General features: G+C 69.6%; 27 protein-coding genes and 1 tRNA gene. 9 read left to right on the top strand and 19 right to left on the bottom strand.

The features are described 5' to 3' along the window. Positions 1-22: 22 nt before the first annotated feature. Positions 23-220, bottom strand: coding sequence for a hypothetical protein (locus AC1DYN_RS14245; RefSeq protein ID WP_477960544.1), 198 nt, complete (start codon positions 218-220; stop codon positions 23-25). 54 nt (positions 221-274) lie between these two features. Here AC1DYN_RS14245 and AC1DYN_RS14240 point away from each other — a divergent pair, with 54 nt between their 5' ends. Next, positions 275-691, top strand: coding sequence for a hypothetical protein (locus AC1DYN_RS14240; RefSeq protein ID WP_477960542.1), 417 nt, complete (start codon positions 275-277; stop codon positions 689-691). Positions 692-709: 18 nt separating this feature from the next. On the opposite strand, the gene AC1DYN_RS14235 is transcribed toward AC1DYN_RS14240, so the two are convergent. The 5 genes from AC1DYN_RS14235 to AC1DYN_RS14215 all read right to left on the bottom strand — a co-directional run bounded on the left by AC1DYN_RS14235 (position 710) and on the right by AC1DYN_RS14215 (position 4241). Continuing rightward, positions 710-1093 (bottom strand): Hsp20/alpha crystallin family protein, encoded by a 384-nt coding sequence (locus AC1DYN_RS14235; protein ID WP_477960540.1) that lies wholly within the window; start codon positions 1091-1093, stop codon positions 710-712. Positions 1094-1122: 29 nt separating this feature from the next. Next, positions 1123-1575, bottom strand: coding sequence for an Hsp20/alpha crystallin family protein (locus tag AC1DYN_RS14230; protein ID WP_477960538.1), 453 nt, complete (start codon positions 1573-1575; stop codon positions 1123-1125). Between the two features lie 106 nt (positions 1576-1681). Next, a complete protein-coding gene (locus tag AC1DYN_RS14225) occupies positions 1682-2395 on the bottom strand; it encodes a head GIN domain-containing protein (RefSeq protein ID WP_477960536.1) in 714 nt (237 codons plus the stop codon). After that, on the bottom strand, positions 2392-3135 hold the full coding sequence (locus tag AC1DYN_RS14220; protein WP_477960534.1) for a LytR/AlgR family response regulator transcription factor: 744 nt from the start codon (positions 3133-3135) through the stop codon (positions 2392-2394). The genes AC1DYN_RS14225 and AC1DYN_RS14220 overlap by 4 nt, the downstream gene beginning before the upstream one ends. Then, a complete protein-coding gene (locus tag AC1DYN_RS14215; RefSeq protein WP_477960532.1) occupies positions 3132-4241 on the bottom strand; it encodes a sensor histidine kinase in 1110 nt (369 codons plus the stop codon). The genes AC1DYN_RS14220 and AC1DYN_RS14215 overlap by 4 nt, the downstream gene beginning before the upstream one ends. 112 nt (positions 4242-4353) lie before the next feature. On the opposite strand from AC1DYN_RS14215, the gene AC1DYN_RS14210 reads away from it, so the two are divergent. Together AC1DYN_RS14210 and AC1DYN_RS14205 are read left to right on the top strand one after the other, a co-directional pair. Further along, the gene (locus AC1DYN_RS14210) at positions 4354-4455 is read left to right on the top strand and encodes a hypothetical protein (RefSeq protein ID WP_477960530.1); all 102 of its coding nucleotides are present in this window, start codon (positions 4354-4356) and stop codon (positions 4453-4455) included. Between the two features lie 67 nt (positions 4456-4522). Further along, the gene (locus AC1DYN_RS14205; RefSeq protein ID WP_477960528.1) at positions 4523-4813 is read left to right on the top strand and encodes a hypothetical protein; all 291 of its coding nucleotides are present in this window, start codon (positions 4523-4525) and stop codon (positions 4811-4813) included. 21 nt (positions 4814-4834) lie between these two features. On the opposite strand, the gene AC1DYN_RS14200 is transcribed toward AC1DYN_RS14205, so the two are convergent. Further along, positions 4835-5833: a Gfo/Idh/MocA family protein gene (locus AC1DYN_RS14200; RefSeq protein WP_477960526.1), complete on the bottom strand. Its 999-nt coding sequence runs from the start codon at positions 5831-5833 to the stop codon at positions 4835-4837. Positions 5834-5870: 37 nt separating this feature from the next. Beyond that, a complete protein-coding gene (rimI, locus tag AC1DYN_RS14195; protein WP_477960524.1) occupies positions 5871-6344 on the bottom strand; it encodes a ribosomal protein S18-alanine N-acetyltransferase in 474 nt (157 codons plus the stop codon). Positions 6345-6443: 99 nt separating this feature from the next. Between rimI and AC1DYN_RS14190 the strand changes: the two genes are divergently transcribed. Together AC1DYN_RS14190 and oxlT are read left to right on the top strand one after the other, a co-directional pair. Continuing rightward, positions 6444-6519 (top strand) — tRNA-Ala (locus AC1DYN_RS14190). Between the two features lie 308 nt (positions 6520-6827). Continuing rightward, entirely contained in the window at positions 6828-8183 is a 1356-nt protein-coding gene (gene oxlT, locus AC1DYN_RS14185; RefSeq protein WP_477960522.1) for an oxalate/formate MFS antiporter, read from the top strand. A 52-nt stretch (positions 8184-8235) separates the two neighbouring features. On the opposite strand, the gene AC1DYN_RS14180 is transcribed toward oxlT, so the two are convergent. Both AC1DYN_RS14180 and AC1DYN_RS14175 read right to left on the bottom strand, forming a co-directional pair. After that, on the bottom strand, positions 8236-8631 hold the full coding sequence (locus tag AC1DYN_RS14180; RefSeq protein ID WP_477960520.1) for a hypothetical protein: 396 nt from the start codon (positions 8629-8631) through the stop codon (positions 8236-8238). Between the two features lie 11 nt (positions 8632-8642). After that, positions 8643-10139, bottom strand: a complete 1497-nt coding sequence (locus tag AC1DYN_RS14175; RefSeq protein ID WP_477960517.1) for a S8 family serine peptidase — start codon at positions 10137-10139, stop codon at positions 8643-8645. A 185-nt stretch (positions 10140-10324) separates the two neighbouring features. Between AC1DYN_RS14175 and AC1DYN_RS14170 the strand changes: the two genes are divergently transcribed. Continuing rightward, positions 10325-10885 (top strand): thioredoxin family protein, encoded by a 561-nt coding sequence (locus tag AC1DYN_RS14170; RefSeq protein WP_477960515.1) that lies wholly within the window; start codon positions 10325-10327, stop codon positions 10883-10885. A gap of 1 nt (position 10886) precedes the next feature. Then, the gene (locus AC1DYN_RS14165) at positions 10887-11042 is read left to right on the top strand and encodes a hypothetical protein (protein WP_477960513.1); all 156 of its coding nucleotides are present in this window, start codon (positions 10887-10889) and stop codon (positions 11040-11042) included. Here AC1DYN_RS14165 and AC1DYN_RS14160 read toward each other — a convergent pair. The 8 genes from AC1DYN_RS14160 to AC1DYN_RS14125 all read right to left on the bottom strand — a co-directional run bounded on the left by AC1DYN_RS14160 (position 11012) and on the right by AC1DYN_RS14125 (position 19783). Then, positions 11012-12241 (bottom strand): AGE family epimerase/isomerase, encoded by a 1230-nt coding sequence (locus tag AC1DYN_RS14160; RefSeq protein WP_477960511.1) that lies wholly within the window; start codon positions 12239-12241, stop codon positions 11012-11014. The genes AC1DYN_RS14165 and AC1DYN_RS14160 overlap by 31 nt on opposite strands. A gap of 21 nt (positions 12242-12262) precedes the next feature. Further along, entirely contained in the window at positions 12263-13513 is a 1251-nt protein-coding gene (locus AC1DYN_RS14155; protein WP_477960509.1) for a YbiU family protein, read from the bottom strand. 17 nt (positions 13514-13530) lie between these two features. Beyond that, on the bottom strand, positions 13531-14583 hold the full coding sequence (locus AC1DYN_RS14150) for an ABC transporter ATP-binding protein (RefSeq protein WP_477960507.1): 1053 nt from the start codon (positions 14581-14583) through the stop codon (positions 13531-13533). Between the two features lie 8 nt (positions 14584-14591). Continuing rightward, the gene (locus tag AC1DYN_RS14145) at positions 14592-15470 is read right to left on the bottom strand and encodes a carbohydrate ABC transporter permease (RefSeq protein WP_477960505.1); all 879 of its coding nucleotides are present in this window, start codon (positions 15468-15470) and stop codon (positions 14592-14594) included. Beyond that, entirely contained in the window at positions 15463-16332 is an 870-nt protein-coding gene (locus AC1DYN_RS14140; protein ID WP_477960503.1) for a carbohydrate ABC transporter permease, read from the bottom strand. The genes AC1DYN_RS14145 and AC1DYN_RS14140 overlap by 8 nt, the downstream gene beginning before the upstream one ends. Positions 16333-16347: 15 nt before the next feature. Beyond that, positions 16348-17598, bottom strand: a complete 1251-nt coding sequence (locus AC1DYN_RS14135; protein WP_477960501.1) for an ABC transporter substrate-binding protein — start codon at positions 17596-17598, stop codon at positions 16348-16350. Between the two features lie 164 nt (positions 17599-17762). After that, positions 17763-18746, bottom strand: a complete 984-nt coding sequence (locus AC1DYN_RS14130) for a LacI family DNA-binding transcriptional regulator (RefSeq protein WP_477960499.1) — start codon at positions 18744-18746, stop codon at positions 17763-17765. Continuing rightward, a complete protein-coding gene (locus tag AC1DYN_RS14125) occupies positions 18743-19783 on the bottom strand; it encodes an aldose epimerase family protein (protein ID WP_477960497.1) in 1041 nt (346 codons plus the stop codon). The genes AC1DYN_RS14130 and AC1DYN_RS14125 overlap by 4 nt, the downstream gene beginning before the upstream one ends. A 139-nt stretch (positions 19784-19922) precedes the next feature. On the opposite strand from AC1DYN_RS14125, the gene kdpD reads away from it, so the two are divergent. Both kdpD and kdpE read left to right on the top strand, forming a co-directional pair. Further along, on the top strand, positions 19923-22637 hold the full coding sequence (gene kdpD, locus AC1DYN_RS14120) for a two-component system sensor histidine kinase KdpD (protein ID WP_477960495.1): 2715 nt from the start codon (positions 19923-19925) through the stop codon (positions 22635-22637). A gap of 5 nt (positions 22638-22642) precedes the next feature. Beyond that, positions 22643-23332, top strand: a complete 690-nt coding sequence (gene kdpE / locus AC1DYN_RS14115; RefSeq protein ID WP_477960595.1) for a two-component system response regulator KdpE — start codon at positions 22643-22645, stop codon at positions 23330-23332. Here the strand turns inward: kdpE and AC1DYN_RS14110 are convergent. After that, positions 23292-24917 (bottom strand): excinuclease ABC subunit UvrA (locus AC1DYN_RS14110; RefSeq protein ID WP_477960494.1); only part of this gene is annotated, 1626 nt, incomplete at its 5' end. The genes kdpE and AC1DYN_RS14110 overlap by 41 nt on opposite strands.

Genomic DNA, 24917 nt, shown 5'->3' with positions numbered 1-24917 from the left:
CGATCCCGGATTGGCATCCGGGCTACGGGTTCCTCGCCAGCCGCGCCTTCAGCCACTGCCAGCGCGCCAGCAGGATCGCCCGCCAGCCCGGCGGCTCTTCGTCCAGCGAATCCGACTCTTCCGGCGAATCGGCGGCCGCGCGCCGCAGGAACTGGGTGTCCATCAGCAACGCGCCCAGCGGCGTGGGTTCATGGCGCCCGCGATGCCGTCTTGTCTCCATGGTGTTCTCCCGGTATAAACTATATATATCGTTTACACCATTGAAGTCAAGCCGATGACCACGACACCGAAAGCACCCCGCAAGACCGCCCCAGCCACCAAGGCCACCACGGCTGCCAAGACGGCACCAGCCAAGAAAGTACCGACCCAGAAGACCCCGGCCAAGAAGGTGGCCGCCAAGGCCGCCGCACCGGTGAAGCCCGCCGCAGCACCGGCCCCCGTCGCCGCCAAGCCCAAGCACAAGCTGGTGCGCGACAGCTTCACGATCCCGAAGCCTGAATACGCGGTGCTCGAGGGCCTGAAGCACCGCGCCGCCCAACTGAAGCAGCCCACCAAGAAGAGCGAGCTGCTGCGCGCCGGCATCGCGGTGCTGAATGCGCTGTCCGACAAGGCCTTCCTGGAGGCACTGGCCGGCGTGCCCAGCCTGAAGGCAGGGCGCCCGAAGCGCGAAGCGGCCTCGGACGCCCGCTGAGGCGCGGCGACGGCGGCGTCAGCCGGCCGACACCTCGATGCGCCGCGGCTGCGCATGCGCCTGCTTCGGGATGCGCAGCGTCAGCACGCCATCCTTCAGGTTGGCGTCGATGCGGCTGGTGTCGAGTTCCCGGCTCAGCGAGAAGCTGCGGCGGTAGCGCGGCACGCGCACCTCGGCGTACAGCGGTTCCAGTGCCTCCGGCGTGCGCGGCTGCACGCCGCCTTCGATCAGCAGCGAGTCGCCTTCCACCTTCAGTTCCAGCTGGTCCCGCGGCACGCCGGGCATGTCGGCCAGCAGCGTGATGCCGGCGGCATCCTCGAACACGTCGACGGCGGGCGGCACCGCGTGCTGCCGCTGCGCCTGCGGGGCATTGCCTTGGGTCAGTTCCTTGCGTTCAGCCATGGTGTCTTCTCCTTTCCGTGCGGGGGCCGTCATTGCACTGCAATGCGCTTGGGTTGCGCCGATTCGCGGCGCGCGATGCTGACCTGCAGCACGCCGTCGCGGTAGCTGGCCTTCACGTTGCCCGGGTCCACGTCGTCGGGCAGCGAGATCGCGCGCGTGAAGCGCCCGGAACCGCGCTCGCGGGCATAGACGTTGACGCGCGCCTCCCCGTCGGGGATGCGCGGTGCGCGCTCGCCGGCGATCTGCAGCACGCCCCGGTCCAGCGTGACCTCGATCTTCGACGCGTCCAGGCCGGGGGCGAACGCGTAGACCTCGATGCTGGTCGGCGTGCGGCCGACGTTGACCGCCGGCACCGTGCCGGGAGCGACCGAGCGGATGCTGCCCGGCACGCCGGAGACGCCGAACACGTCGTCCAGTTCGCGCCGCAGGCGCTCGAACTGGCCGAACAGCGTGTCGGGGTACGACATCATCGATTCATACATGCGGAGTCCTCCTGTGGTCGGTGAACACCGGCCGGAGAACCGCTCTCCGCCGGCTCATCCACAAATATGGGAGCCCCGCGGCGCGGTTTCAAGGGGGCGCCGCGGCTCAGCGCGGTTCGCCCTGGCGGCGGATGGATCCGACCCCGCTGATCGTCTGGCGCAGCGCCGGCTCGCCGCGGTAGTCGACGCGGCCGGCGCCCGAGATGCCCACGCGCAGCTCGTCGGTGGCCCACACCTCGGCATTGCCGACGCCGCTGATCGACACGTTGGCGTGCGTCGTGCGCAGGCCGTGGGCGCGCAGCTTGCCCTTGCCCGAGATCACCATGCCCATGCGCTCGACCTTGCCGGCGAGCTGGCCTTCGCCGGCGCCCGAGATGTCGAAGCTGAGTTGCTGCGCGGTCAGCTCGTCCAGGCGCACGTTGCCCGAGCCGCAGATGTTGATCACCATCCTGTCGGCCTTGATCGGGCCGGGCGCGTGCAGGTCGGTCTTGCCCGACAGCGTCAGCTCGCGCACCTGGCGCATGCGCACGTCGATCACCAGCCGGTTGCTGCGCCAGAACTTCCAGCTGCCCGGCACGGTGATCAGCAGCTTGCGGCCGGACAGCCGCAGGTCGAGGGCTTCGCGCGCACCGCTGTCGCCGCTGACCAGCACCTCGTCGCGCTCGCCCTGGCTCAGGCGGATCTCGCCGGCGCCGTCGACCTCGAGCTCGTCGAAGGCGCCGGGCGCATACAGCGTGCCGTCGGGCGTCGCCTGGGCCTGCGCGCAGGCGGCGGCCAGCGCCAGCAACGCTGCGGGCAGGACGCGGCGCAGCAGGTTCATATCGCGCGGTCCCGCAGCATCTTGGACACCTCGCGGTTGGCGGTGATCTGCGTGCCGTCCCGCATTTGCACCACCAGCTGCGAGCTGGCATCCGGCGTCATCGCGTCGACGAAATCGAGGTTGACGATGCAGCTGCGGTGCAGCCGCAGGAAGCGCGCCGGGTCGAGCCGCTGCTCGAAGCTGCTGATCGGCAGCCGCACCAGGAAGCTGCGCCCGCGGCTGACCAGCGCGGTGTACTTGGTGTCGGAGCGCAGGTATTCGATGGCCTCGGCCTGGATCGGGAAGATCTTGCCCTGGTCGCGCACCAGCACGCGCGTCAGCGGCTCGGCCTCGCGCTGCTGCAGCGCGTCGACCGTCTCGGCGAGCGACGGCGCGCCGGCCTGCAGCGCATGCGCCACGGCCTCGGAGAAGCGCTCGAACGAGAACGGCTTGAGCAGGTAGTCGAGCGCGTGCAGCTCGAAGGCGGCCAGCGCGTGCTCGTCGTACGCGGTGGTGAAGATCACCGTCGGGCGCAACCCTTCGGCCACCAGCGCCTTGACCACCTGCAGCCCGGTGCGCCCCGGCATGTGGATGTCCATCAGCACCAGGTCGGGCTGCAGCGCGCGGATCTGCGCCAGCGCGCTGTCGCCGTCGGCGCAGATGGCCACCAGCTGCAGCTGCGGGATCTGCGCGACCCAGGCGGCCAGCGCCTCGGCGGCCAGCGGTTCGTCTTCGGCGATCAGCACGCGGGTGGTCGTCATGGTGTCTGCGGGATCCAGAGGTCGACCCGGAAACCGGCTCCGGGGGCGGTGTGCACGTTGAAACGGGCGCGGCCGTCGTAATCGAGCGCGAAGCGGCGGCGCAGCGCCGCCAGGCCGATGCCGCGCCGCGCGCCGGGGCTGCCGGCGTCGTCCAGCCGGGCCGGGTCGCAGCCGGGGCCGTCGTCCTCGATGATCAAGGCCAGGCCCTGGTTCATCGTGTTGCGTTCGCTGCGGATGCGGATGCTCGCGCCCTGCACGCGCGGTGCCGCGCCGTGCTGCACGCTGTTCTCGACCAGCGGCTGCAGGCTGAGCGGGGGGATCTCGTCCTGCAGCGTGGCCGGGTCGAGCTGCCAGTCGACGCGCAGCCGCGTGCCCAGGCGCAGGCTTTCGAGCGCGAGGTAGTCGCGCACGAACTCGATCTCGTCGGCCAGCGGGACGCGGTCGGCGGCGCTGCGCTTGCTGTCAAGCACGTAGCGCAGCATGTTCGAGAAGCGCAGCAGCGCGGCCTCGGCGGCCTGTGCGTCCTTGCGCGTCAGCGCGATCAGCGAGTTCAGCGTGTTGAACAGGAAGTGCGGGTTCAGCTTGCCGCTGATGGCGGCCAGCTCGGCGCGCGCGAGCGCGGATTCGGACTGGGCCGCGGCCAGCGCAGCGGCGCGCGCCAGGCGCGTCTGCAGGATCGCGGTGAAGCCGGTGGCGATGGCGGCATAGACGACGACGCCCCAGATGATGCGCCACAGGATGGTCTGGTGCAGCATGGCCGAGGCGTGGTCGGCCCCGAACATCAGCCATGCGAAGACCACCTCGCCGACCAGCCACAGCATGCCGAACAGCAGCCCGGCGACGCCGTGCAGCGTGAGCGCCGACGCCGGTGCCAGCTCCATGCGCTGCAGCATGCGCACCCACGGGAAGACGGCCGCGCCCAGCAGCATCGGCGCCAGCAGGCTCATCGTGGCCTGGTAGGCGGCCACGCAGACCTCCCAGGGGCCGCGCTGCAGCTCGGCACCGGCCAGCACGTAGAGCAGCCAGGCCAGCAGGCACGCACCGGCATAGGCGAGCCACAGGCGGCGGTCGCTGCCGGGGTCGGCGGTAAGGAAGGGCGCGGGCATGGGCGGATCTTACGGATCCGGGGCGCGGCGGGCAGGGCAGGGCGACCAGTTGCCAGAACAGGGGCGTGGATTGCGGGATGGGCCATGCGAACATCCTGGCGTTCGCATGATCGTGGCGGAGAACTCGGAGCTGGCCGAGCTGTGGGACGAGAGCGAGGACGGCGAGGCGTGGAGGGCGGCGGTGCAGGAGCTGCGGGACCGGGGGGTCGGCTGACCGGTAGCGTTTGCCGATCCGGTGTGCACGCCGATTGCCCCATGAAGACGCATTCAAGGAGACATCGATGGTCCGCACCGTTCTCGTGGCCCGTTCCGTCGCCGCCGTGATGGCGGCATGCGTGGTTTCGCTGGCGCAGGCCCAATCCAGCGCCCCCAGCATGAGCGCCGCCGGTCACGCGGAGCGCGACAAGGCCGCCAGCGCGCCGGCGAGCGGCAAGCGACCGGCGGCGGCCGCCCAGCCGGACAAGAGTGCGAGCATGCCGTCGCTGCGCCTGCGGACCCAGCCGAAGGGGGCGGACGAGCGGGCTGGCGAACGCCCGCCCGAGCGCCCGCAAGCTGACGCGCCGGCCCGCTGAGGTGCGCTCAGCGGCGGCGGGTCAGACGGCTTCCCAGCGCTCGCTGCGCTCGGAGCGGAACAGCGCGTCGATCACCCGCATGTTGGTGATCGCGTCGTCGACGCCGTAGGGCAGCGCGATCTCGCCACGCACCGCGCGCGAGAAAGCCTCGCCCTGCAGCTCGTACTGGTCGGCGGCGGGCAGCGTCTCGGTCTCGATGCCCGAGCCGTCGAGGCCGCGGCCGTTGTCGATGAAGATCTTCGTCTGGCCGCCCAGCGGTGCGTTGAACGGGATCTGGATCTCGATGCGCCCGGTCGTGCCGACCACCTGCACGCGCTGGTACGGCACGCTCTGCGTCGACACCGTGAAGCCGAGCTGGCGGCCGCTGCCGAAGTCGGCCAGCGCGCTGGAGGTGCGGTCGGTCTTGAAGGCGGGGTCGCGGTCGACCAGGCCGATCACGCGCTTCGGGTCGGCCTCGAACATGAAGCGGCCGGCGACGATGGCGTAGCAGCCGATGTCGTACAGCGCGCCGCCGCCGATGCCGGCCATGTTGCGGATGTTGGTGGGGTCGTCGTTGAAGTACGAGAAGAACACCTGCACGGCGCGCACGGTGCCGATGCGGCCGCTGCGGATCAGCTCGCGCACGCGCAGCCACTGCGGGTGGTAGCGCACCATGAAGGCCTCGCTGACCAGCACCTTGTCGGCGACGGTGCGCAGCTCGGCGGCCTCTTGTGCAGTGATGGAGACGGGTTTCTCGCACAGCACGTGCTTGCCGGCGCGTGCGGCCTGCAGCGTGAGGGGCACATGCAGGTGGTTGGGCAGCGGGTTGTAGACGGCTTCGATCTCGGGATCGGCCAGCATCTCTTCATACGAGCCGTAGGCCTTGGCGAGGCCGAGTTTGTCGGCGGCTTCGCGGGCCGGGGCCAGCGAGCGCGACGCGATGCCGCGCACGTCGCACCAGGCGCTCTTCTGCATGCCGGGGATGACTTTCTGGGTGCCGATCTTCGCGGTGCTCAGCACGCCCCATACGACCTTCTTCATGGTGCCTCCGGAATTTGATGCCGGCGACACTTTAGTCTCAAACGTCCTTCGGGGTGCGCAGGTCGCGGCGCATCCTCACGGCGTCCTCGACGTCGTCGTAGTAGCCGGAGACGATGCCGGTCTCGCGGAAGCCGTGGTGGCGGTAGAACGAGCGGGCCTGGGTGTTGCTGGCGCGCGCCTCGACGCGCATCACGACGATGCCGGCAGCGCGGGTGGTGGCGTCCAGCCAGGCGAGCAGGGTCGAGCCGATGTGGCGGTGGCGCTGCGCGGCGGCCACGGCGAGCAGCAGCAGGTGGGCTTCTTCGTCGTCGTATTTCATGATCGCGAAGCCGTGCAGGTTGCCCTGTTCGTGCGCGACGACCACGTTGGTGCTGCGGTCGCGCAGGCTGCGGCGCACGCGCTGCGGCGTCCAGCGCCAGGGCAGGCCGTGCTCGATGGCTTCGCGCGACAAGCTGGCGATGGCCACCGCTTCCTCGGGGAAGGCCAAGCGGATCTCGACGGGGGCAGGCATGGCGCGCAGCTTAAGCGCTGGCAGGGGGGCGGGGCTTTCCCCAGCGCGCTCGTGGGCAAAAAAAACGGCCGGATTCTTTTGGTAGACTGCCGCTCTGTTGGGGGGGTAGCTCAGCTGGGAGAGCGTCGCGTTCGCAATGCGAAGGTCGGGAGTTCGATCCTCCTCCTCTCCACCAACATTTTGAAGGCCCTGCAGGCGTTGTCTGCGGGGCCTTTTTCCATGGTGCGCCCGGCAGGGCACACCCGGTTGGAGGTCCAGGCGTATCGGCGTGTCATTGCCGAGGCGAAGCCTGACCGCAAGATTACTTTACGTGCGGCAAGCACGCGGCTCTCTCCCAACTTGACCGCGGTCAAGAGTTTTTCCTGAGGTCGGCCGGAAAGTGAATCCTGTTTCGGATCGATCGTCCCCTTTGCATCAGCGGGGACTCGATCACTTTCCACGACGACAGGCGCTCGACGACGAGACAAAAAGGGACGGCTCTTCATGATCTCCAACCCCAGGGGCGGCACGCCTGTGCACGCGGCCATCCACACCGCCAACAACACCGTCAACAACACGACCGTCACGGTCCCCATCGCTGCCGACCCGGACAACTCCTTGCGTTGGATCCAGCTCGTGCTGGGCATCGTCTGCATGGCGATGATCGCCAATGTCCAATATGGCTGGACCCTGTTCGTCGCCCCGATGGAAGCCAAGCATCACTGGGGGCTGGCCGCGATCCAGATCGCCTTCTCGGTTTTCGTCGTGGTGGAGACCTGGCTGGTACCCATCGAAGGCTGGCTCGTCGATCGCTTCGGCCCGCGTCCCGTGATCGCCACTGGCGCCATCCTCGCCGCGCTGGGCTGGATCATCAACGCCTATGCCGACGGGCTGGCCGAACTCTATGTGGCCGCGGTGATCTCGGGCGTCGGCGCCGGCTGCGTCTACGGCACCTGCGTCGGCAACGCGCTGAAATGGTTTCCCGACAAGCGCGGCCTGGCCGCGGGGCTGACGGCAGCCGGCTTCGGTGCCGGCGCGGCGCTCACCGTGATCCCGATCGCCAACATGATCCAGAGCTCGGGCTACGAGCACGCCTTCCTGTACTTCGGCATCGTCCAGGGCGCCTGCATCTTCGTGTTGGCGATGTTCCTGGTGAAGCCCGTTGCGCCAAAGGGCGTGACGGCGCAAACCCGCCTGGTCATGACCCAGGTCGACTACACGCCTGCGCAGATGATGAAGACGCCCGTCTTCTACCTCACCTACCTGTTGTTCGTGCTGGTGGCCGCCGGCGGACTGATGGCGACGGCGGAGATCGGCCCGATCGCGAAGGACTACCACATCGACAAGCTGCCGATGCACTTCCTTGGCCTGTCGATGCCGTTGCTGACCATGACGCTGGCCATCGACAACCTGGCGAACGGCTTCACCCGGCCGCTGTGCGGCCTTCTCTCGGACAAGATCGGCCGCGAGAACACGATGCTGCTGGTCTTCGTTGGCGAAGGGCTGGCGCTGCTCGGCTTGAAGTTGCATGGCCATCAACCTGTTGCCTTCATGACTTTCGCGGCGCTCGTGTTCCTGTTCTGGGGCGAGATCTACTCGATCTTTCCGGCGCTGGTGGCCGACACCTTCGGGGTCAAGAATGCCGCCAGCAATGCCGGCGCCATGTACACGGCCAAGGGCACCGCGTCCCTGTTCGTGCCGCTGGGCACGGCACTCGCCGCGGGCGGCCACTGGGAGCGCGTATTCCTGGTGGCTGCCGCGGTCTCGATCGGTTCGGGCATCGTCGCCAAGCTGGTTCTTGCGCCGATGCGCCGGCGGACGATCGAGGCGGCGAACGAGAAGCCGGGACCCGTGCGCTGAGAGGCTGGAGCGCAGGCTGCGTGCTTGTGCCGTGGGTGACTGCCGGGGGGCCTCAGGCGGCGACCCGGCGGTGAAAGCGGTTGGGGCGGATGGCTTGAACGGATGGCGAATCCGCCAACTCGACAAGCTGTTGGGGCGTCACCTCCACCACGAACGATCCAGCCAAGTCGTTGCGTCTCGCCTTGTCCGTCAGCCCCATGCGCTTCAGCACCGTCTCGACTTCGCTCATTTGCGGCTTGGACTGAGCGCGAGGCTTGGATGCAGCCGGCTTGGCGGGGACCACGGTGCGCTTGCCGGCCTGGACGGCCCAAGAACCCAACGGCGGCCGCCGGGCCTCGATGATCACCGACGTGCGGGCACTGTCCGGCTTGCTCGTGAATTCGAGCAAGTCCTTGCCTTTGAGAGACTTGTGTGCCGAGGTCGCCATGGCGTGCAGATTATCCGTCAATGGGTGCTCGTTCAACCCCCAGGCAGGTAGCCCAGCGCGACAGCCTGGGAATAGGCCCGCAGGGCGCACAGCTTTCCGTGCCCGAAACGGTGATCCTGGCCATTTTCTCCGCGGTCGACCACGCTGCCCACCAGCAATTGCAGGAGGGCATCCGCACGCTCCCAGCCGCTCAGGTTCAAGAGTGCGGCGGCTTCTTTCCTGGCGGCAGTGTTGCGACTCAGGAGCAGTGCGATCGCACCGGCCACGTGCGGCGACGCCATCGACGTGCCGCTCAGGTATTCCCATCGAGACTTGCCGATGCATGAATACACCTGGACGCCAGGTGCTGCCAGGTCCGGCTTGGCGTAGACCAGCGGCAGATCCTTGTTCGGGATCGAGTCGGAGTCGGTGACCACCTGGGTACGACCTGCGCTGAAGGCCGCAACACGGTCGTGGACATCCATCGCTCCCACAGCCAAGGCGAAGAAGTCGTTCCCCGGCGAGCCGCTGGTCTGTGCGCCGTCGTTGCCGATCGCGGCGATGACCGGAATGCCTGCTTGTCGAGCAGCAATGATGGTCGAGGTGTAGGTGTCCAGCACGTCCGGCTCGAACGACAAGCCGCCCAGGCTCATGTTGATGACTTCGGCTCCGTTGTCGACAGCCCATTCCATGCCGCGCAGGATCTGCTCGTCCGTGCCGCCGGATTTGCCGAGCACCTTGGCCACCAGCAATCGACTCTGCGGTGCCACGCCGATCCAACGCCCGCTGGCCCTGCCGCCGGCGATGGTGCCGCACACATGGGTGCCGTGACCGTCCGCGTCCCAGGCGTGCTTGACGCCTTCGGTCACGATGCGCCCCTTGGCATCGAACTCGGCGAACTTCGCCACCTTGCCCACGAGATCGGGATGGGTGGCCTCGACGCCCGTGTCCAGCACGGCCACCTTGACGCCTTGTCCCCTCGCATCGAAGGCGCCCCAGGCCGCCAGGGCGCCGCAAGACTCGACACCCCACGCGTGAGTGCTGCGACCACTGACATCGTCGGAGACGGACTTGGCCCTCAGGTGAGGCGGTAGCGGCACGCGCCGATTCGAGAAGACCGCCAGCGCCTGGGGCAACTGCGCCGGTAGGTTCGCCAGGTCATCCCGGTCGATCTCCATCGCCGCCGCGCCGGAAAGGAGCAGCGGCCTCATCCTTCCCCGATCGTCCGATCTTCGGGCGAGCTTGCTCGACAGGACAAAGCCTGCCTGCTCCAACGGTTGGATGGCGGCCGTGCCCTTGTGCCTCAACCGTCGGACGTCTGCCGCAGTCGCCTGCCCGGATGGCCTGTGCCGGGACGCCTGCCTCTTGTGAGGCGGCGGCAGCAGGTCGGCTGCATTGGTGATCGAACGCCGGGCGACCGCGATGCTCGCGGCCCGGGTGATCGCTTCGCGCAAACCGGCCGTGCGTCCCTGGACAATGATGCTGAGCGTCCGTTCGGTGTTCTCGTCGAGGATGCGCTCGACCTGCATGCGAATCTTCTTTTGATCCATGTCCGTCCCTGTTGAATTCTCGACACTGGCCGCCCGAGGTCATCGAAGCGACCGCATGAAATGTAGTGTGTGGCGTTCCCGTGGCCGATACACGGGCATACGAAAGGCGGGCTGATCCTTGCAGGCCGGGCCAAGAATGCGCCCGTTCCACACCGGAACGCCATTCTCCCGAGGCCTTGAACAGCATGAGCATCCGATCCATCGCGCTTCCCTTCGCCGTCGCCGTCGTGGCCTCGGTGGCCGCCCTGTCGTTCGCGACGCCGCCGCGCGGTGGCGACACGCCGGCCGGCGACGTGCGCGCCGCACCCGAGTTCCAGAACATCGACAAGTGGCTCAACTCGCAGCCGCTGAAGCTCTCCGAGCTGCGCGACAAGGTGGTGCTGGTCGACTTCTGGACCTACACCTGCATCAACTGCCTGAACCACCTGCCGTATGTGAAGGAATGGCACGAGAAGTACAAGGACCAGGGGCTGGTGGTGGTTGGCGTGCACACGCCGGAGTTCGCGTACGAGAAGTCGACCGCCAACGTGCAGGAGGCGATCAAGCGGCTGCAGATCAAGCACGCGGTCGCGCAGGACAACAGCTATGGCACCTGGCGCGCCTTCAACAACCAGTACTGGCCGGCCATCTACCTGATCGACAAGCAGGGGCGCATCGTCTACTCGCACTTCGGCGAGGGGCGCTATGGGGAGACGGAGAAGAAGATCCAGGCCTTGCTGGCCGAGCGGCCGTCAAGCGGGGGTTGAGGTGAGGAAGATCCTGTTCGCGCTGCTCTTCCTCGCGGGCGGCATTTCGCACGAGATCCGCAATCCGATCAGCTGCCTGTGCATCGCCAGCGGCTCGGGCGCCGAGCCGAAGCGGCGCAGGGACCCTCAGGCCCTCAAGCCCCTCAGCACGTCGTAGCACGCCCCCATCGTGTGGTAATCCACCTTGCCCGCCGGGCTCTTCTCGTCGGAGTACGAACGGTTGTCCTGCGTGAGGATGCGGTACCAGGCCCCGTACCGATGGTCGACCATGTGCGCCCAGCTGTAGCCCCACAGCTTGTCGTACCAGCCCCAGGAGGCCGCGTCGCCGGTGCGCAGCGCCAGCAGCGCGGCGGCGGCCAGGCTCTCGGCCTGCACCCAGAAATACTTGTCGCCGTCGCAGACCTGCCCGTCCGGCCCGAAGCCGTACACCAACCCGCCGTTGGCGGCATCCCAGCCGCGCCGCATCGCGGTGTCGAAGAAGCGCTGCGCCGTCGGCAGCAGCCAGGCCGGCCGCTGGTCGGCCGGCAGGTGCGTCTCCAACTGCAGCAGCAGCTTGGTCCACTCCGTCAGGTGCCCGGTCTGGAAGCCCCACGGCCGAAAGATATTTGTCTTGTCGTCCTTGTTGTAGTCCCAGTCGACCGACCAGTCGCGCTGGTAGTGCTCCCACACCAGCGGCCCGTCCTGCGTGACGGCCAGCGCCGCCTGGCGCTGCGTGATCGATTCGGCCAGCGTCAGCGCGCGCTGCAGGTACTTCGGGTCCTTCGTCGCGTCGAAGGCGGCCATCATCGCTTCGCAGCCGTGCATGTTGGCGTTCTGCCCGCGGTAGCTGCCCACCTGCCAGGCCGCATCGGCCTCGTCGGCATACAGGCCATGCGCCGGCTCCCAGAAGCGCTGCTCCATCAGCTGGAAGCTCTCTTCCAGCCCGGCCCGTGCCTCATCCACGCCCGCCATCACGGCATGCGCATGCGCGAGCACCACGAAGGCCAGCCCGTAGCAATGGTTGGTCGGATCCTGCAGCGTCGCCTTCTGCCCGTCCCAGTCCAGCTGCCACGCATAGCCGCCGTTCGGCTGCCGGTGCGCCTGCTGCAGGAAGCGCAGCCCATGGCGCACGCCGTCCTGGTAGCGCGCCTCGCCGAAGCGGCGGAAGGCCATCGCATGCGTGAAGATGAAGCGCGTGCTGCTGACCAGGTGGCGCGTGCGCCGGTCGTAGACGCTGCCGTCGTCCTTGAAGAAGTGGAAGAAGCCGCCGCTGTCGTCGCGGCAGCGGCCGTCGTAGAACGACAGCGTGTGGCGGATGTGGCCGAGCAGGAATGCAGGGCTGCGGAAATCGGGCGTGGTGGGGATCGAAGAAGACATGGAGAAGGGAAGGGAAAGGTCTCAGTTCCAGGGCCGCAGCCCCATTTGCATGCGGCCGAGCGGGCTCAGATTCTCCTCCCGCGCGCGGCCCTCGAAGCCCAGTTCATAGTTCTCGGGCGCAAAGTCAGGGCTGCTGCGGCCCTCGGTGAAGGCGGCCGCCTGACGCTGCGCGAACGCGGCGTTCTTGTCGCACCACGGCGCCGCGCCGATGTAGATCACGTTGCTGTAGCCCTTGCCGGCATGCTGGTCCTCAACCGCATGGATCACGTCCGAGTGCCACCACACCGTGTCGCCCGGCTCCACGCGCGGGATCGACACCAGCCCTTCCAGCAAGGCCGTATGCCACTGCGGCGACGCACCCAGCGCACGGCCGGGCTGCGCGCCGCACAGATCGCCCTCGGGCACGTCGGGCTGCAGCGCGCGCAGCAGCATCCAGGGCGTGGTCTTCGCGATCGGCACCAGCTTCAGCGTGCCATCGCCCGGGCCCTGGCGCGTCAGCGCCGTCCAGCCCTGGAAGGTGCGGAAGGCCGAGCACACCGCCGGAGACGGGATCTCGCGCGTGGTCGTGCGGCCCTCGGCATCGAACGGATCGAAGGCCAGCGGGTCGCCGTCGAACACCTCGCGGTAGACGTGGCGGAAGCTCGGCTCGCACCAGCGCTCGACCGAGCCGCCGTCGGAGTGCGGCGACAGCCCCAGTGTCGAATCGCCCGGCTCGCGGCGGCGGATGCGGTCGGCGTAGTTGAACTGGCGGTCCGGGTCGAAGTAGCGCGTGCCGTTCTTCTCGAAGGTCCACAGCCGGTTCAGCCAGGCGCGCGCGGCGGCCATGTCCGGATGCTGCCGCGCCTGCATCTGCGGGCGCGACCAGTACAGGCTGAAGATCTGCGGCCGGCTCGAGCCGAGCGCGCTGAAGTACTTGTCCAGCCCGGCCTTCTGCGGCATGCGCTGCAGGTAGTGCACCTCGTCGATGTAGCGCACGATGGCTTCGTTCCACGCGCCGACCACGTCGGGGTCGAACACGCCGCGGATCACGACGCAGCCGCGGCGCTTGATGTGCGCCACCTGCGCCGGCGTCACCGCACCGGCGGCCAGGTCGGCATAGCGGATCTCGGGCACCGCGCCGCCCTGCGCCTGCTCGGCCCGGATCGCGCTCACCTCCGCCTGCAGCGCGTCGTCCAGGCGCGCAAAGCGGCCCGGCAGGTCCTTCACGTCGCGGCGCAGGTGCCGTTGCGATTCGAGCACCGCGGCGGGCACATCGTTCATCCAGGCTTCCATGGGCTGATCCTCCTGGGTCAGTTGAGGCGCTTGCTGCCGTCGGCCGTGAAGACGTGCAGCGCATGCGGCGGCACGTGCACCCGCACCGCGGCTCCCGGCGCCACGTTCGGCAGGCCGCTCATGCGCACCGTGATCTCGCGCTGGCCCACGTCGACCAGCGCATAGGTCTCCGGCCCGGTCGGCTCGACCAGCGCGATGCGGCCGGCCAGCTGGCCGTCGTCGCGCAGGCTCAGGTCTTCCGGGCGCACGCCGACGACCAGCGGGCCGGTGGGGGCGTCGCGCAGCTCGCCGATCGCCGTGCCATCGGTCAACCGCAGGGCACCCGATGCGTCGCGCACCGCATCGAACATGTTGATCGACGGCGAGCCGATGAACTCGGCGACGAAGCGGTTGGCCGGCCGGGTGTAGATGTCCAGCGGCGTCGCCAGCTGCTGGATGCGCCCGGCGTCCAGCACCGCGATGCGCGAGCCCAGCGTCATCGCCTCGACCTGGTCGTGCGTCACGTAGATCGTCGTCACGCCGGTGCGCATGTGCAGGCGCTTGATCTCGGCACRCATGTCCACGCGCAGCTTCGCGTCCAGGTTGGACAGCGGCTCGTCGAACAGGAACAGCTGCGGGTGCCGTGCCAGCGCACGGCCGATCGCGACGCGCTGGCGCTGCCCGCCCGACAGCTGGCGCGGGCGGCGCGTCAGCAGGTGGTCGATCTGCAGCATCGCGGCCACCTCCTGCACCGTCTTGTCGCGCTCGGCCTGCGGCACGCCGCGCATCTCGAGCGGGAAGGCGATGTTGGCCGCCACGGTCATGTTCGGGTACAGCGCGTACGACTGGAACACCATCGAGATGTTGCGGTCGGCCGGGCCGGCGCCGGTGATGTCCTGTCCGCCCAGCAGGATCTGCCCGCCGCTCGGCTCCTCGAGGCCGGCGATCAGGTTCATCAGCGTGCTCTTGCCGCAACCCGAGGGCCCGACCAGCACCAGGAACTCGCCGTCCGGCAGGTGGATGTCGATCTCGTGCAGCACGCGGGTGTTGCCGAACAGCTTGTGGATGCCGCGCAGGGCGAGGTCTGCCATGTTGGGTGTCAGCCTTTGACGGAGCCGGCCATCAGGCCGCGGACGAAGTAGCGACCGGAGAGGATGTAGACCAGCAAGGTCGGTGCGCCCGCGATGAAGGCCGCCGCGAAGTGCACGTTGTATTCCTTCACGCCGGTGCTCGAGTTCACCAGGTTGTTCAGCGCCACCGTGATCGGGAAGCTGCTGTAGTCGCTGAACGAGGCACCGAACAGGAAGTCGTTCCAGACGTTGGTGAACTGCCAGATGATCGAGACGACGATGATGGGCACGCTGTTGGGCAGCAGCAACCGGAAGAACAGCCGGAAGAAGCGTGCCCCGTCCATGCGCGCCGAGCGCACCAGCTCGGGCGGGAAGGCAGCGTAGTAGTTGCGGAAGAAGAGGGTGGTGAAGCCGATGCCATACACCACGTGCACCAGCACCAGCCCCGGCACGCTGCCGGCCAGGTGCAGCAGCCCGAGCGTGCGCGCCATGGGGATCAGCACGATCTGGAACGGGATGAAGACCGAGAACATCAGCGCCGCGAACACCACGTGCGCGCCGCGGAAGCGGAACTGCGTCAGCACGTAGCCGTTGAAGGCGCCGATGCCGGTGGAGACCAGCACCGCCGGCACGGTCATCAGGAAGCTGTTGACGAAGTACGGCTTCAGGCCGGTGGCCTGCACGCCGATCTGGGCCAGGCTCCAGGCGTCGTTCCACGGCTGCAGCGTGAAGGCCTGCGGCCAGGCCATCAGGTCGCCGCTGCGGATCTCGTCCAGCGGCTTGACCGAATTGACCAGCATCACGTACAGCGGCATCAGGAACAGCAGCGCAAAGTAGCCGAGCACGCCGTACAGCACGACGCGCGGCACGGCACGCGACACGGCGGTCTTCAGGCTGCGCTCAGCCATGCGTGCCTCCCTGGCGCGTCTCGCGCAGGATGTGCGGGATCACGACGATGCCGATCGCGATCAGCATCAGCACCGCGCTGGCCGCGCCCACCGCCATCTCGTTGCGCGTGAAGGTGTATTGGTACATGAAGAGCGACGGCAACCAGCTGGCCCGCCCGGGGCCGCCGTTCGTCAGCGCGATCACCAGGTCGTAGGACTTGATCGCCATGTGGGCCAGGATCACGAAGGCCGAGATGAAGCTCGCGCCCAGCTGCGGCAGGATCACCCGCTGGTAGATGCGCCACGGGCGTGCACCGTCCAGCCGCGCGGCGTTGACCACCTCGGTGTCGACGCCGCGCAGCCCGGCCAGGAACAGCGCCATCACGAAGCCCGAGGTCTGCCACACCGCGGCGATGACGACGCAGTAGATGGCCAGGTCGCTGTCCTTCACCCAGCCGAACGCGAAGCTGCTCCAGCCGAGCGCGTGCATCGAGCGCTCCAGCCCGATGCCCGGGTCCATCAGCCACTTCCACGCGGTGCCGGTGACGATGAAGGACAAGGCCATCGGGTACAGGAAGATCGACCGGAAGGCCGCCTCGGCGCGGATCTTCTGGTCGATCAGCACCGCCAGCACCAGGCCCAGCACGCCGCAGCCGACGATGTACAGCGTCGCGAAGATGCCCAGGTTCTTGACCGACAGCACCCAGTTGTTCAGCCCCACCAGCCGCACGTAGGCCTCGGGCCCGTGCAGCGTCATCACCGGCACCATCGTCGATGCGGTGAATGACAGCCAGGCCGTGAACGCGATGTAGCCGTAGACGCAGACGCCGATCAGCAGGATGCTCGGCGACAGGACGGCCTTGGCGACCAGCGGGGCTCTCATCGGCGATTCAGCAGGTCAGTTGTCGACGGCGGCGACCATTTCCTTGACGGCCGTCTTGCTGTCGATCTGCCCGTTGAAGTGGCGCGTGATCACGTCGTAGAACGCGTTCTTGATGCCGGCCGGCACCGCGTGCCCGTGCGCCATCGAGCCCACCAGCGCGCCCTTGCCGCTGGCTTCGGCCAGGTCCTTGATGCCCTTCTTGCCGCAGTCGTCGAACGCGGTGTCGGGCACGTCGGTGCGGGCCGGCACCGAGCCCTTGACGACGTTGAAGGCCGACTGGAACACCGGGTCCATCACGGCGCTGGCCATCTTGGCCTGCGCGGCCGACTTGTCGGCGCCCACCTTGAACATCGCGAACTGGTCGGAGTTGAACGACACCATGCCCTGCGTGCCCGGGAAGCGCATGCACAGGAAGTCGACCCCCGGCTTCTTCTTCGCGCTGACGAACTCGCCCTTGGCCCAGTCGCCCATCATCTGGAAGCCGGCCTTGCCGCTGATCACCATCGCCGAGGCGAGGTTCCAGTCGCGGTTGGAGAAGTCCTTGTCGACCAGCTTGCGCAGCTGGCCCATGCGGTCGAAGGCCTTCAGCATGGTCGGCGAGCCCAGCGCCGCCTTGTCCTTCTGGATGAACACCTTCTTGTAGAAGTCGATGCCGCCGGTGGTGAGCACGACGCTGTCGAACAGCGTCGCGTCCTGCCACGGCTGGCCGCCGTGGGCGAGGGCGATGAAGCCGGCCTTCTGCACCTTCTCGGCGGCGGCGATGAACTCGTCGAAGCTGGTCGGCAGCGTCGTGACGCCGGCCTTGTCGAGCACCGCCTTGTTGGCCCAGACCCAGTTGGTCGAGTGCACGTTCACCGGCGCGGCGATCCACTTGCCGTCGTACTTGGAGAAGGCCTGCAGTGCGCCCGGCACGACCTTGTCCCAGTTCTCCTTCGCGGCGACGGCGTTCAGGTCGGCCAGCACGCCCTGCTTGGCCCAGTCCTGGATGTCGAAGCCGAGCAGCTGCACGGCGGTGGGCGGGTTGCCGGCCGTCACGCGGGCGCGCACCGCGGTCATCGCGGCTTCGCCACCGCCGCCGGCCACCGGCATGTCGTTCCACTTGACGCCCTGCTTCTCGAGGTTGCCCTTCAGCACGTTCAGCGCGGCGGCCTCGCCGCCCGAGGTCCACCAGTGCAGCACCTCCACGCTCTGCTGCGCGGCGGCCAGGCTGCTCAGCGCCAGCCCGCAGGCGGCGACGATCAGGGTCTTGAGATGACGTTGGGTCATGGGTTTGTCTCCTGCTTGTGTGTTGGTGACGGCGAGGTCACGCCTTCCAGGATAAGTGGCAGGGTTCGGCCGTCGGACGGGGGATTCCCGCGCAAGAGTCAGCGCAATGAGCGAAACAAACCGTGTTTAGCAGACCGGATGCCAATCCGGGGATCGTCCCTGGGTTACGCGCCGCAGCTTTCGCGCACCACCAGCTCGACCGGCTGCACGATGTCCTGCGGCATCGCGTCCCCCTGCATCACCATCTCGACGCCGGTGCGGCCGAGCGCCTCCTTGTCGACGCGCATCGTCGTCAGCCCGACCGCGCCGTAGCCGGCGGCGGCGATGTCGTCGAAGCCGACGAAGGCGATGTCCTGCGGCACCCGCAGCCCCGCCGCCTGGCAGACGCGGATCGCGGCCAGCGCCGCCATGTCGTTGTAGGCGAACACGGCGTCCGGGCGCGGGCGCAGCTTCAGCAGTTCGCGCATCGCGGCCTCGGCGCCGGCCGAGGTGTCCAGGCCCGGCGGCGAGACCACCTCCAGGTCGGGGTCGGCCAGCACGCCGCCCTCGAACAGCGCGCGCCGGTAGCCGCGCTCGCGCTCGCGGATGCTGAAGTGCGCCAGCGATCCGGCCAGGTAGGCGACGCGCCGGTAGCCCAGCCGCAGCAGGTGGCTCGTCGCCAGGTAGCCGCCCTGGGCGTTGTCGGGGTTCACCGCGCGGCAGCCGGGCATCCAGAAGTCGACCAGGGCCAGCGGCAGGTCCATCGCGCGCAGCAGCTCCACCACCTCGGCCTCGAAATAGCCGGCGGCCATCAGTGCGTCCGGCTCGTGCAGGCGCAGCAGCTGGCGCACCGGATCGGCCGGGCCGGCGCTGAGCACCGTCGGCACCACGCCGAACTCGCGGCAGGCCTCCTCGACGCCGTGCATCACCTGCGAGAAGAACGGGTTCTGCGAGAAGCTGCTGTGGTGGCGGTGCACCATGAAGACCAGCCGGCGTGCCTTGGCCGATCGCAGCCGCCCGGCGTCGTAGCCCAGGCTGCGCGCGACCTCGCGCACCTGGCGCCGTGTGTCGTCGGACAGGCCGCGCTGGTTCTTCAGCGCACGCGAGACGGTGCCGATCGAGACGCCGGCCGCCTCGGCGATGTCGCGGATCGTCACGCCGCTGCTCACTCCGGGGCCTCCAGCGGCTGCGCGGCCAGCCGGTAGCGGATCGCGGCCGGCTGGCCGGGCGCCAGGACGAGGCCGCGGCGCTGCGCCAGCGGGTGGCCGGCCGGCGGCTGGCCGACGCGGCCCAGGTCCCAGGCGCCGTTCATCGGTTCCAGGCCCAGCGCCAGGTGCCGGCCGTTCCATGGCGGCGCAAGGCGGCCGCGGTGGCTGATCCACAGCATCAGGTCGGGCAGCAGCGTGCGGTCCCAGTCCAGCGCCAGGGCCCAGCCGGCGTCGTCGAAACGGGCGGTGACGGGGCCGCGCAGGTCGGTCAGCTGCAGCAGGTCTTCAGCGTCGGCCGGCTGCGGGTAGCGCGTGAAATCGCCGCTGCCGCCCCCGGCCAGCGGCGCGGCGGCCAAGTGGTCGAAGCGGGCATCCGGCGCGAGCCGCGAGCGGCCGGGCTCGGCCGGCACCGGGTAGCTGAAGGCGGGGCCGTCGTGCGGAGCGTCGAGCTGCATCCGGCCGAGGTCGAGCCGCAGCGTCGGGTGCAGCGCGACCGGCAGCGTGCAGGGCCGGCGGGCGTCGATCCGCAGCTCGATCTCCAGCGCAGGCGCATCGGCGACGGCGCGCACGCTGCGGGTCAGGCGCTGCACCGGCTGGTCCGGCGGCAGGTCGATCCGCAGCGCGAGCGCGAGCGGGTCGGCCGGCTGCCATTCCCAGCGGTGGTGGGACGCGTAGCCGTGGCCCCAGCCGTCGGCCGGCTCGAGCGCCTGCCAGCCGCCCGGCAAGCCAGCCGGCCGGTCACAGCGACCGAACGGCACGCAGGGCCACTCGCCGCGCAGGTGCCCCAGCAGGCCGGGCCATTGGCGATGGGCGGCGGGGTCGTCGGCCCAGGGCGCCACCTGCATCGGCGAGAAATCCGCGTGGCCTGCGGCACGGAACACCACCGGCGCCAACATGCCGCCGAAGGCATGCAACTCGGCCTCGCCGTGCGCCCAGTGCAGGCGGCGGCAGCCATCGGCAGCGGTGGTTGAAGCGGCGGAGGAGGAAGTGGAGGCCACGGTCGCCGCAGTGTAGAAACCCGTCGTTGTTTAGTAAACGCCTAAATTCCGGGCAGGGTGTTCCTGGGTTCGCCGAATCTCTATACCGATTTGATGCGCCGGACCCTAGGCTTTCGGACGGTGACAATGGCATTTCACGATGACTGACGACCAGCGCCCCGACCCCGACGCCTTGCTGGCGCAGATCCGCGCCGACGCGCAGCGCGAGGGCCGCGGCCGGCTGCGCATCTACTTCGGCTCGTCGGCCGGCGTCGGCAAGACGTACGCGATGCTGGTGGCTGCGCGCAAGCTGCTGGCCGAGGGCGTGGACGTCGTGGCCGGCGTGGTCGAGACGCACGGCCGCAGCGAGACCGCGGCGCTGCTCGAAGGCCTGCCGCTGCTGCCGGCCCGGCAGATCGAGTACCGCGGCCGGCGCCTGGCCGAGTTCGACCTCGACGGCGCGCTCGCGCGCCGGCCCGGGCTGGTGCTGGTCGACGAACTGGCGCATTCCAACGTGGCCGGCTCGCGCCACCCGAAGCGCTGGCAGGACGTCGAGGAGCTGCTGGCCGCCGGCATCGACGTCTACAGCACGCTGAACGTGCAGCACCTGGAGAGCCTGAACGACGTGGTCGGCGGCATCACCGGCATCGTGGTGCACGAGACGCTGCCCGACACCTTCTTCGACCGGGCGGACGAGGTGGTGATGGTCGACACGCCGGCCGACGAGCTGATCGACCGCCTGCAGGCCGGCAAGGTGTACCTGCCGGCGCAGGCCGAGCGGGCGGCGAAGAACTTCTTCCGCAAGGGCAACCTGATGGCGCTGCGCGAGCTGGCGCTGCGGCGCACGGCCGATCGCGTCGAGGACGACGTGCAGGCCTACCGCAGCGACCGCGCGATCGCGCAGGTGTGGAAGACCGAGGGGGCGCTGCTGTGCTGCATCGGCCCGCACGAGGGGGCCGAGCACGTGGTGCGCAGCACCGCGCGGCTGGCGCAGCAGCTGGCGGTGACCTGGCATGCGGTGTATGTCGAGACGCCGGCGCTGCAGCGGCTGCCGGTGGCGCGGCGCGACGGCATCCTGCAGGCGGTCAAGCTGGCGCAGGACCTGGGGGCGCGCAGCGCGGTGCTGTCGGGCCAGGACGTCGCGCAGGCGCTGGTGGCGCATGCGCGCGAGAACAACCTGTCGAAGCTGGTGCTGGGGCGTGCCGACGCGTCGCCGTGGTGGCCGCGTCGCCGGCTCGGCGATGCGATCGCGCGGCTGGCGCCCGACGTCGACCGCATCGAGGTCGGCCGGGCGCAACGCGCGCGCGCCGCGCCGGCAGCGCGTGGCTCCGCCGCCGAGCCGCAGGACGGCATCGCCATGCCGCTGCGCCGCTACGCGCTGGCTGCCGCGGCCTGCGCCGCGACCACCGTGCTGACCCACCTGCTGGTGCCGTATTTCGACCTCGCGAACATCGTGATGGTGTTCCTGCTGTCGGTGGTGTGCATCGCCGTGTGGCTGGGGCGCGGGCCGGCGGTGCTGGCGGCCTTCGTCAACGTCGCGGCCTTCGACTTCTTCTTCGTCGTGCCGCGGCTGTCGTTTGCCGTCTCCGATGTGCAATACCTGCTGACCTTCGCGGTGATGCTGATCGTCGGCCTGGTCACCGGCCAGCTGACGGCCGGCCTGCGCTTCCAGGCGCGCGTGGCGACGCACCGCGAGGCGCGCTCGCGCGCGCTGTTCGAGGCGGCGCGCGACCTGTCGAACACGCTGACGCACGCGCACGCGGTGGAGGTGGCGCAGGCGGTGATCGGCCGCGAGTTCCGCGCCCAGGTGGCGGTCTACGTGCTCGGCCTGGACGAGCGCCTGCAGCCGCCGGCCGGCGACGCCGCGGGCCTGGACCTGGGCACCGCGCAATGGACGCTGGACCACGGCCAGGCCGCCGGCCTGGGCACCGACACGCTGGCCGGCAGCGCCTGGCTGTACCTGCCGCTGAAGGCGACGATGCGTTCGCGCGGCGTGCTGGCGGTGCAGCCGCAGGAGCCGCGCTTCCTGCTGATCCCCGAACAGCGCCAGCAGCTGGAGACCTTCGCCGCGCTGACCGCGATGGCGCTGGAGCGCGTGCACTACGTCGAGGTGGCGCAGAACGCGACGGTGCAGATGGAATCCGAGCGGCTGCGCAACTCGCTGCTCGCCGCGCTGTCGCACGACCTGCGCACGCCGCTGGCGGCGCTGGTCGGCACGGCCGAGATGCTGGCGGCCAGCCAGCCGCCGCTGAGCGGGCGGCAGCGCGAGATGGCGGCCGGCATGGCCGACCGGTCGATGCGCATGGCTGACATGGTGACCAACCTGCTCGACATGGCGCGCATCCAGAGCGGCGAGATCCGGCTGCGCATCGAATGGCAGTCGGTCGAGGAGATCCTCGGCGGCGCGGTGAAGGCGGCGCAGGGATCGATCGGCCAGCGACCGCTCGCGATCCGCATCGAACCCGGCGTGGCGCTGGTCGAATGCGATGCGGTGCTGATCGAGCGGGTGCTGGTCAACCTGCTCGAGAACGCCGGCAAGTACACGCCGCCGGATGCGCCGGTCGAGCTTCTCGCCCGCGCGGCCGATGGGCAGCTGCTGGTCAGCGTGCGCGACCACGGGCCGGGTGTGCCCGCGGGCCAGGAAGACGCCATCTTCGAGAAGTTCACGCGCGGCCATGCCGAATCGTCGACCCCCGGCGTCGGCCTCGGCCTCGCGATCTGCCGGGCCATCGTCGAGGCGCACCGCGGGCGCATCTGGGTGCGCGCCACGCAGCCGCACGGCGCCACCTTCACGTTCAGCCTGCCGCTGGGCACGCCGCCGGCGCTCGACCTGGCCGATGACGTGCCGGCCGCCATTCCGCACACGGAGCCCTGATGTCCATGCCCACGCCGATCGCCCTGGTGCTCGAGGACGAGCGCGAGATCCTGCAGTTCGTGCGCAGTGCGCTGGAGGCCGAGGGCTGGCAGGTGTTCGAGGCCGGTACGGTGAAGCAGGGCCAGGTCGAGGCCGGCACGCGGCGGCCCGACCTGGTGATCGCCGACCTCGGCCTGCCCGACGGCGACGGCGTGGACTTCATCCGCCAGGTGCGCACCTGGTCGGGCGTGCCGATCATCGTGCTGTCGGCGCGCACGCAGGAGGCCGAGAAGGTGGCGGCGCTGGATGCCGGTGCCGACGACTACATCACCAAGCCCTTCGGCGTGGCCGAGTTGCTGGCGCGCACGCGCGCCAACCTGCGCCGCGTGCGCGCCGGTCGGGCGACGCCGGATGCGGTGTTCCGCTTCGGCGACGTCGACGTCGACCTGGCGGCGCGCATCGTGCGCAAGGCCGGCACCGAGGTGCACCTGACGCCGATCGAGTACCGGCTGCTGGGCGTGCTGATCGAGAACGCCGGCCGCGTGATGACGCACCCGCACCTGCTGCGTGCGGTGTGGGGGCCGAGCCATTCGCAGAGCACGCACTACCTGCGGGTCTACATGGGCAACCTGCGGCAGAAGCTGGAGGACGACTCGGCGCAGCCGAAGCACATCCTCACCGAGACGGGCGTGGGATACCGGCTGCTGCCGGAGTGAGCAGCTTCGCGAGGTAGGGGGCGGTGCGGCTTCCGGCCGCTGCGGCGACGGCCTGCGGCGTGCCGCTCGCGATGATGCGCCCGCCTTGCTCGCCGGCCCCGGGCCCGACGTCGATGACCCAGTCGCTCGCGGCCACCACGCGCATCTCGTGCTCGACCACGATCACCGTGTTGCCGGCGTCCACCAGGCCTTGCAACTGCGCCATCAGCTTGTCGACGTCGGCGGGGTGCAGGCCGGTGGTGGGTTCGTCCAGCACGTACAGCGTGTCGCCGCGCTGCATGCGCTGCAGTTCGGTCGCGAGCTTGATGCGCTGCGCCTCGCCGCCCGACAGCTCGGTGGCCGGCTGGCCCAGGCGCAGGTAGCCCAGGCCGATCGCCCGCAGCAACGCCAGCGGCTTGGCCACCGCGGGTTCGGCGGCGAACACCTCGCAGGCCTCGTCGACCGTCAGGCGCAGCACGTCGGCGATGCTGCGGCCGTTCCAGGTCACCTTCAGCGTGGCCTCGTTGTAGCGCGCGCCGTGGCAGGTGGGGCAGGGCGCGTAGACGCTGGGCATGAACAGCAGCTCGACGCTGACGAAGCCTTCGCCTTCGCAGGTGTCGCAGCGGCCCCTGGCGATGTTGAACGAGAAGCGGCCGGCATCGTAGCGGCGGCTGCGTGCCGCGGGCGTCGCCGCGAACAGCTTGCGCACCGCGTCGAACAGGCCGGTGTAGGTGGCGAGGTTGGAGCGCGGCGTGCGGCCGATCGGCTTCTGGTCGACGCGCACCAGCCGCTTGATCGCGTCCATGCCGGCGTGCAGCCGGCCGGCGGTCGGCGCGTCGGCCCCGGCCTGCAGCGCGTCGCCGTCGTCCTCGTCGCGCTCGGGTTCGTGGCCCAGCTGCGCGGCCACCAGCTCGACCAGCGCCTGGCTGACCAGGCTCGACTTGCCGGAGCCCGAGACGCCGCTCACCGCGGTGAAGGCGCCGAGCGGAAAGCGCACGTCGACGTCCTTCAGGTTGTTGCGCGTGATGCCGCGCAGTTCGAGCCAGCCGGCCGGTGGGCGCGGCTGGCGCGGCGAGGCCGGCGCGGTGGCGAACAGGTGGCGCGCGGTCTGCGAGGCGCCGATCCGGCGCAATCCGTCCGGCGGGCCGCTGTACAGCACCTGGCCGCCGCGCTCGCCGGCCTCGGGGCCGACGTCGACCAGCCAGTCGGCGCGCCGCATCATCTCCAGGTCGTGCTCGACGACGAACAGCGAGTTGCCAGCGCGCTTGAGCTGGTCGAGCGCGTCGAGCAGTGCTTCGCCGTCGGCGGGATGCAAGCCGGCCGACGGCTCGTCGAGCACGTAGACGACACCGAACAGGTTGGAGCGGATCTGCGTGGCCAGGCGCAGCCGCTGCAGCTCGCCGGGCGACAGCGTCGGCGTGCTGCGCTCGAGCGACAGGTAGCCGAGGCCGAGGCGCTGCAGCGTGCCGATGCGTTCGCGCAGGTCGTGCGCGATGCGTTGCGCGGCGATGCGCTTTTCTTCGGAGAGGTAGGGCGTGCGGCGCACGTCCGGCGAGGCCGCATGCGCGGCGCCGCCGGCCGCGACGCGCCGGGCCGTGTCCTGGCG

The organism is Rhizobacter sp. P2_D12, assembly GCF_056404395.1.
This window is presented reverse-complemented; position numbering and strand designations above follow the sequence as displayed.

Coding starts and splice junctions, on each gene's coding strand:
- AC1DYN_RS14245 (WP_477960544.1), bottom strand. CDS start 220: ATGGAGACAAGACGGCATCGCGGGCGCCATGAACCCACGCCGCTGGGC.
- AC1DYN_RS14240 (WP_477960542.1), top strand. CDS start 275: ATGACCACGACACCGAAAGCACCCCGCAAGACCGCCCCAGCCACCAAG.
- AC1DYN_RS14235 (WP_477960540.1), bottom strand. CDS start 1,093: ATGGCTGAACGCAAGGAACTGACCCAAGGCAATGCCCCGCAGGCGCAG.
- AC1DYN_RS14230 (WP_477960538.1), bottom strand. CDS start 1,575: ATGTATGAATCGATGATGTCGTACCCCGACACGCTGTTCGGCCAGTTC.
- AC1DYN_RS14225 (WP_477960536.1), bottom strand. CDS start 2,395: ATGAACCTGCTGCGCCGCGTCCTGCCCGCAGCGTTGCTGGCGCTGGCC.
- AC1DYN_RS14220 (WP_477960534.1), bottom strand. CDS start 3,135: ATGACGACCACCCGCGTGCTGATCGCCGAAGACGAACCGCTGGCCGCC.
- AC1DYN_RS14215 (WP_477960532.1), bottom strand. CDS start 4,241: ATGCCCGCGCCCTTCCTTACCGCCGACCCCGGCAGCGACCGCCGCCTG.
- AC1DYN_RS14205 (WP_477960528.1), top strand. CDS start 4,523: ATGGTCCGCACCGTTCTCGTGGCCCGTTCCGTCGCCGCCGTGATGGCG.
- AC1DYN_RS14200 (WP_477960526.1), bottom strand. CDS start 5,833: ATGAAGAAGGTCGTATGGGGCGTGCTGAGCACCGCGAAGATCGGCACC.
- rimI (WP_477960524.1), bottom strand. CDS start 6,344: ATGCCTGCCCCCGTCGAGATCCGCTTGGCCTTCCCCGAGGAAGCGGTG.
- oxlT (WP_477960522.1), top strand. CDS start 6,828: ATGATCTCCAACCCCAGGGGCGGCACGCCTGTGCACGCGGCCATCCAC.
- AC1DYN_RS14175 (WP_477960517.1), bottom strand. CDS start 10,139: ATGGATCAAAAGAAGATTCGCATGCAGGTCGAGCGCATCCTCGACGAG.
- AC1DYN_RS14170 (WP_477960515.1), top strand. CDS start 10,325: ATGAGCATCCGATCCATCGCGCTTCCCTTCGCCGTCGCCGTCGTGGCC.
- AC1DYN_RS14160 (WP_477960511.1), bottom strand. CDS start 12,241: ATGTCTTCTTCGATCCCCACCACGCCCGATTTCCGCAGCCCTGCATTC.
- AC1DYN_RS14155 (WP_477960509.1), bottom strand. CDS start 13,513: ATGGAAGCCTGGATGAACGATGTGCCCGCCGCGGTGCTCGAATCGCAA.
- AC1DYN_RS14145 (WP_477960505.1), bottom strand. CDS start 15,470: ATGGCTGAGCGCAGCCTGAAGACCGCCGTGTCGCGTGCCGTGCCGCGC.
- AC1DYN_RS14140 (WP_477960503.1), bottom strand. CDS start 16,332: ATGAGAGCCCCGCTGGTCGCCAAGGCCGTCCTGTCGCCGAGCATCCTG.
- AC1DYN_RS14135 (WP_477960501.1), bottom strand. CDS start 17,598: ATGACCCAACGTCATCTCAAGACCCTGATCGTCGCCGCCTGCGGGCTG.
- kdpD (WP_477960495.1), top strand. CDS start 19,923: ATGACTGACGACCAGCGCCCCGACCCCGACGCCTTGCTGGCGCAGATC.
- kdpE (WP_477960595.1), top strand. CDS start 22,643: ATGCCCACGCCGATCGCCCTGGTGCTCGAGGACGAGCGCGAGATCCTG.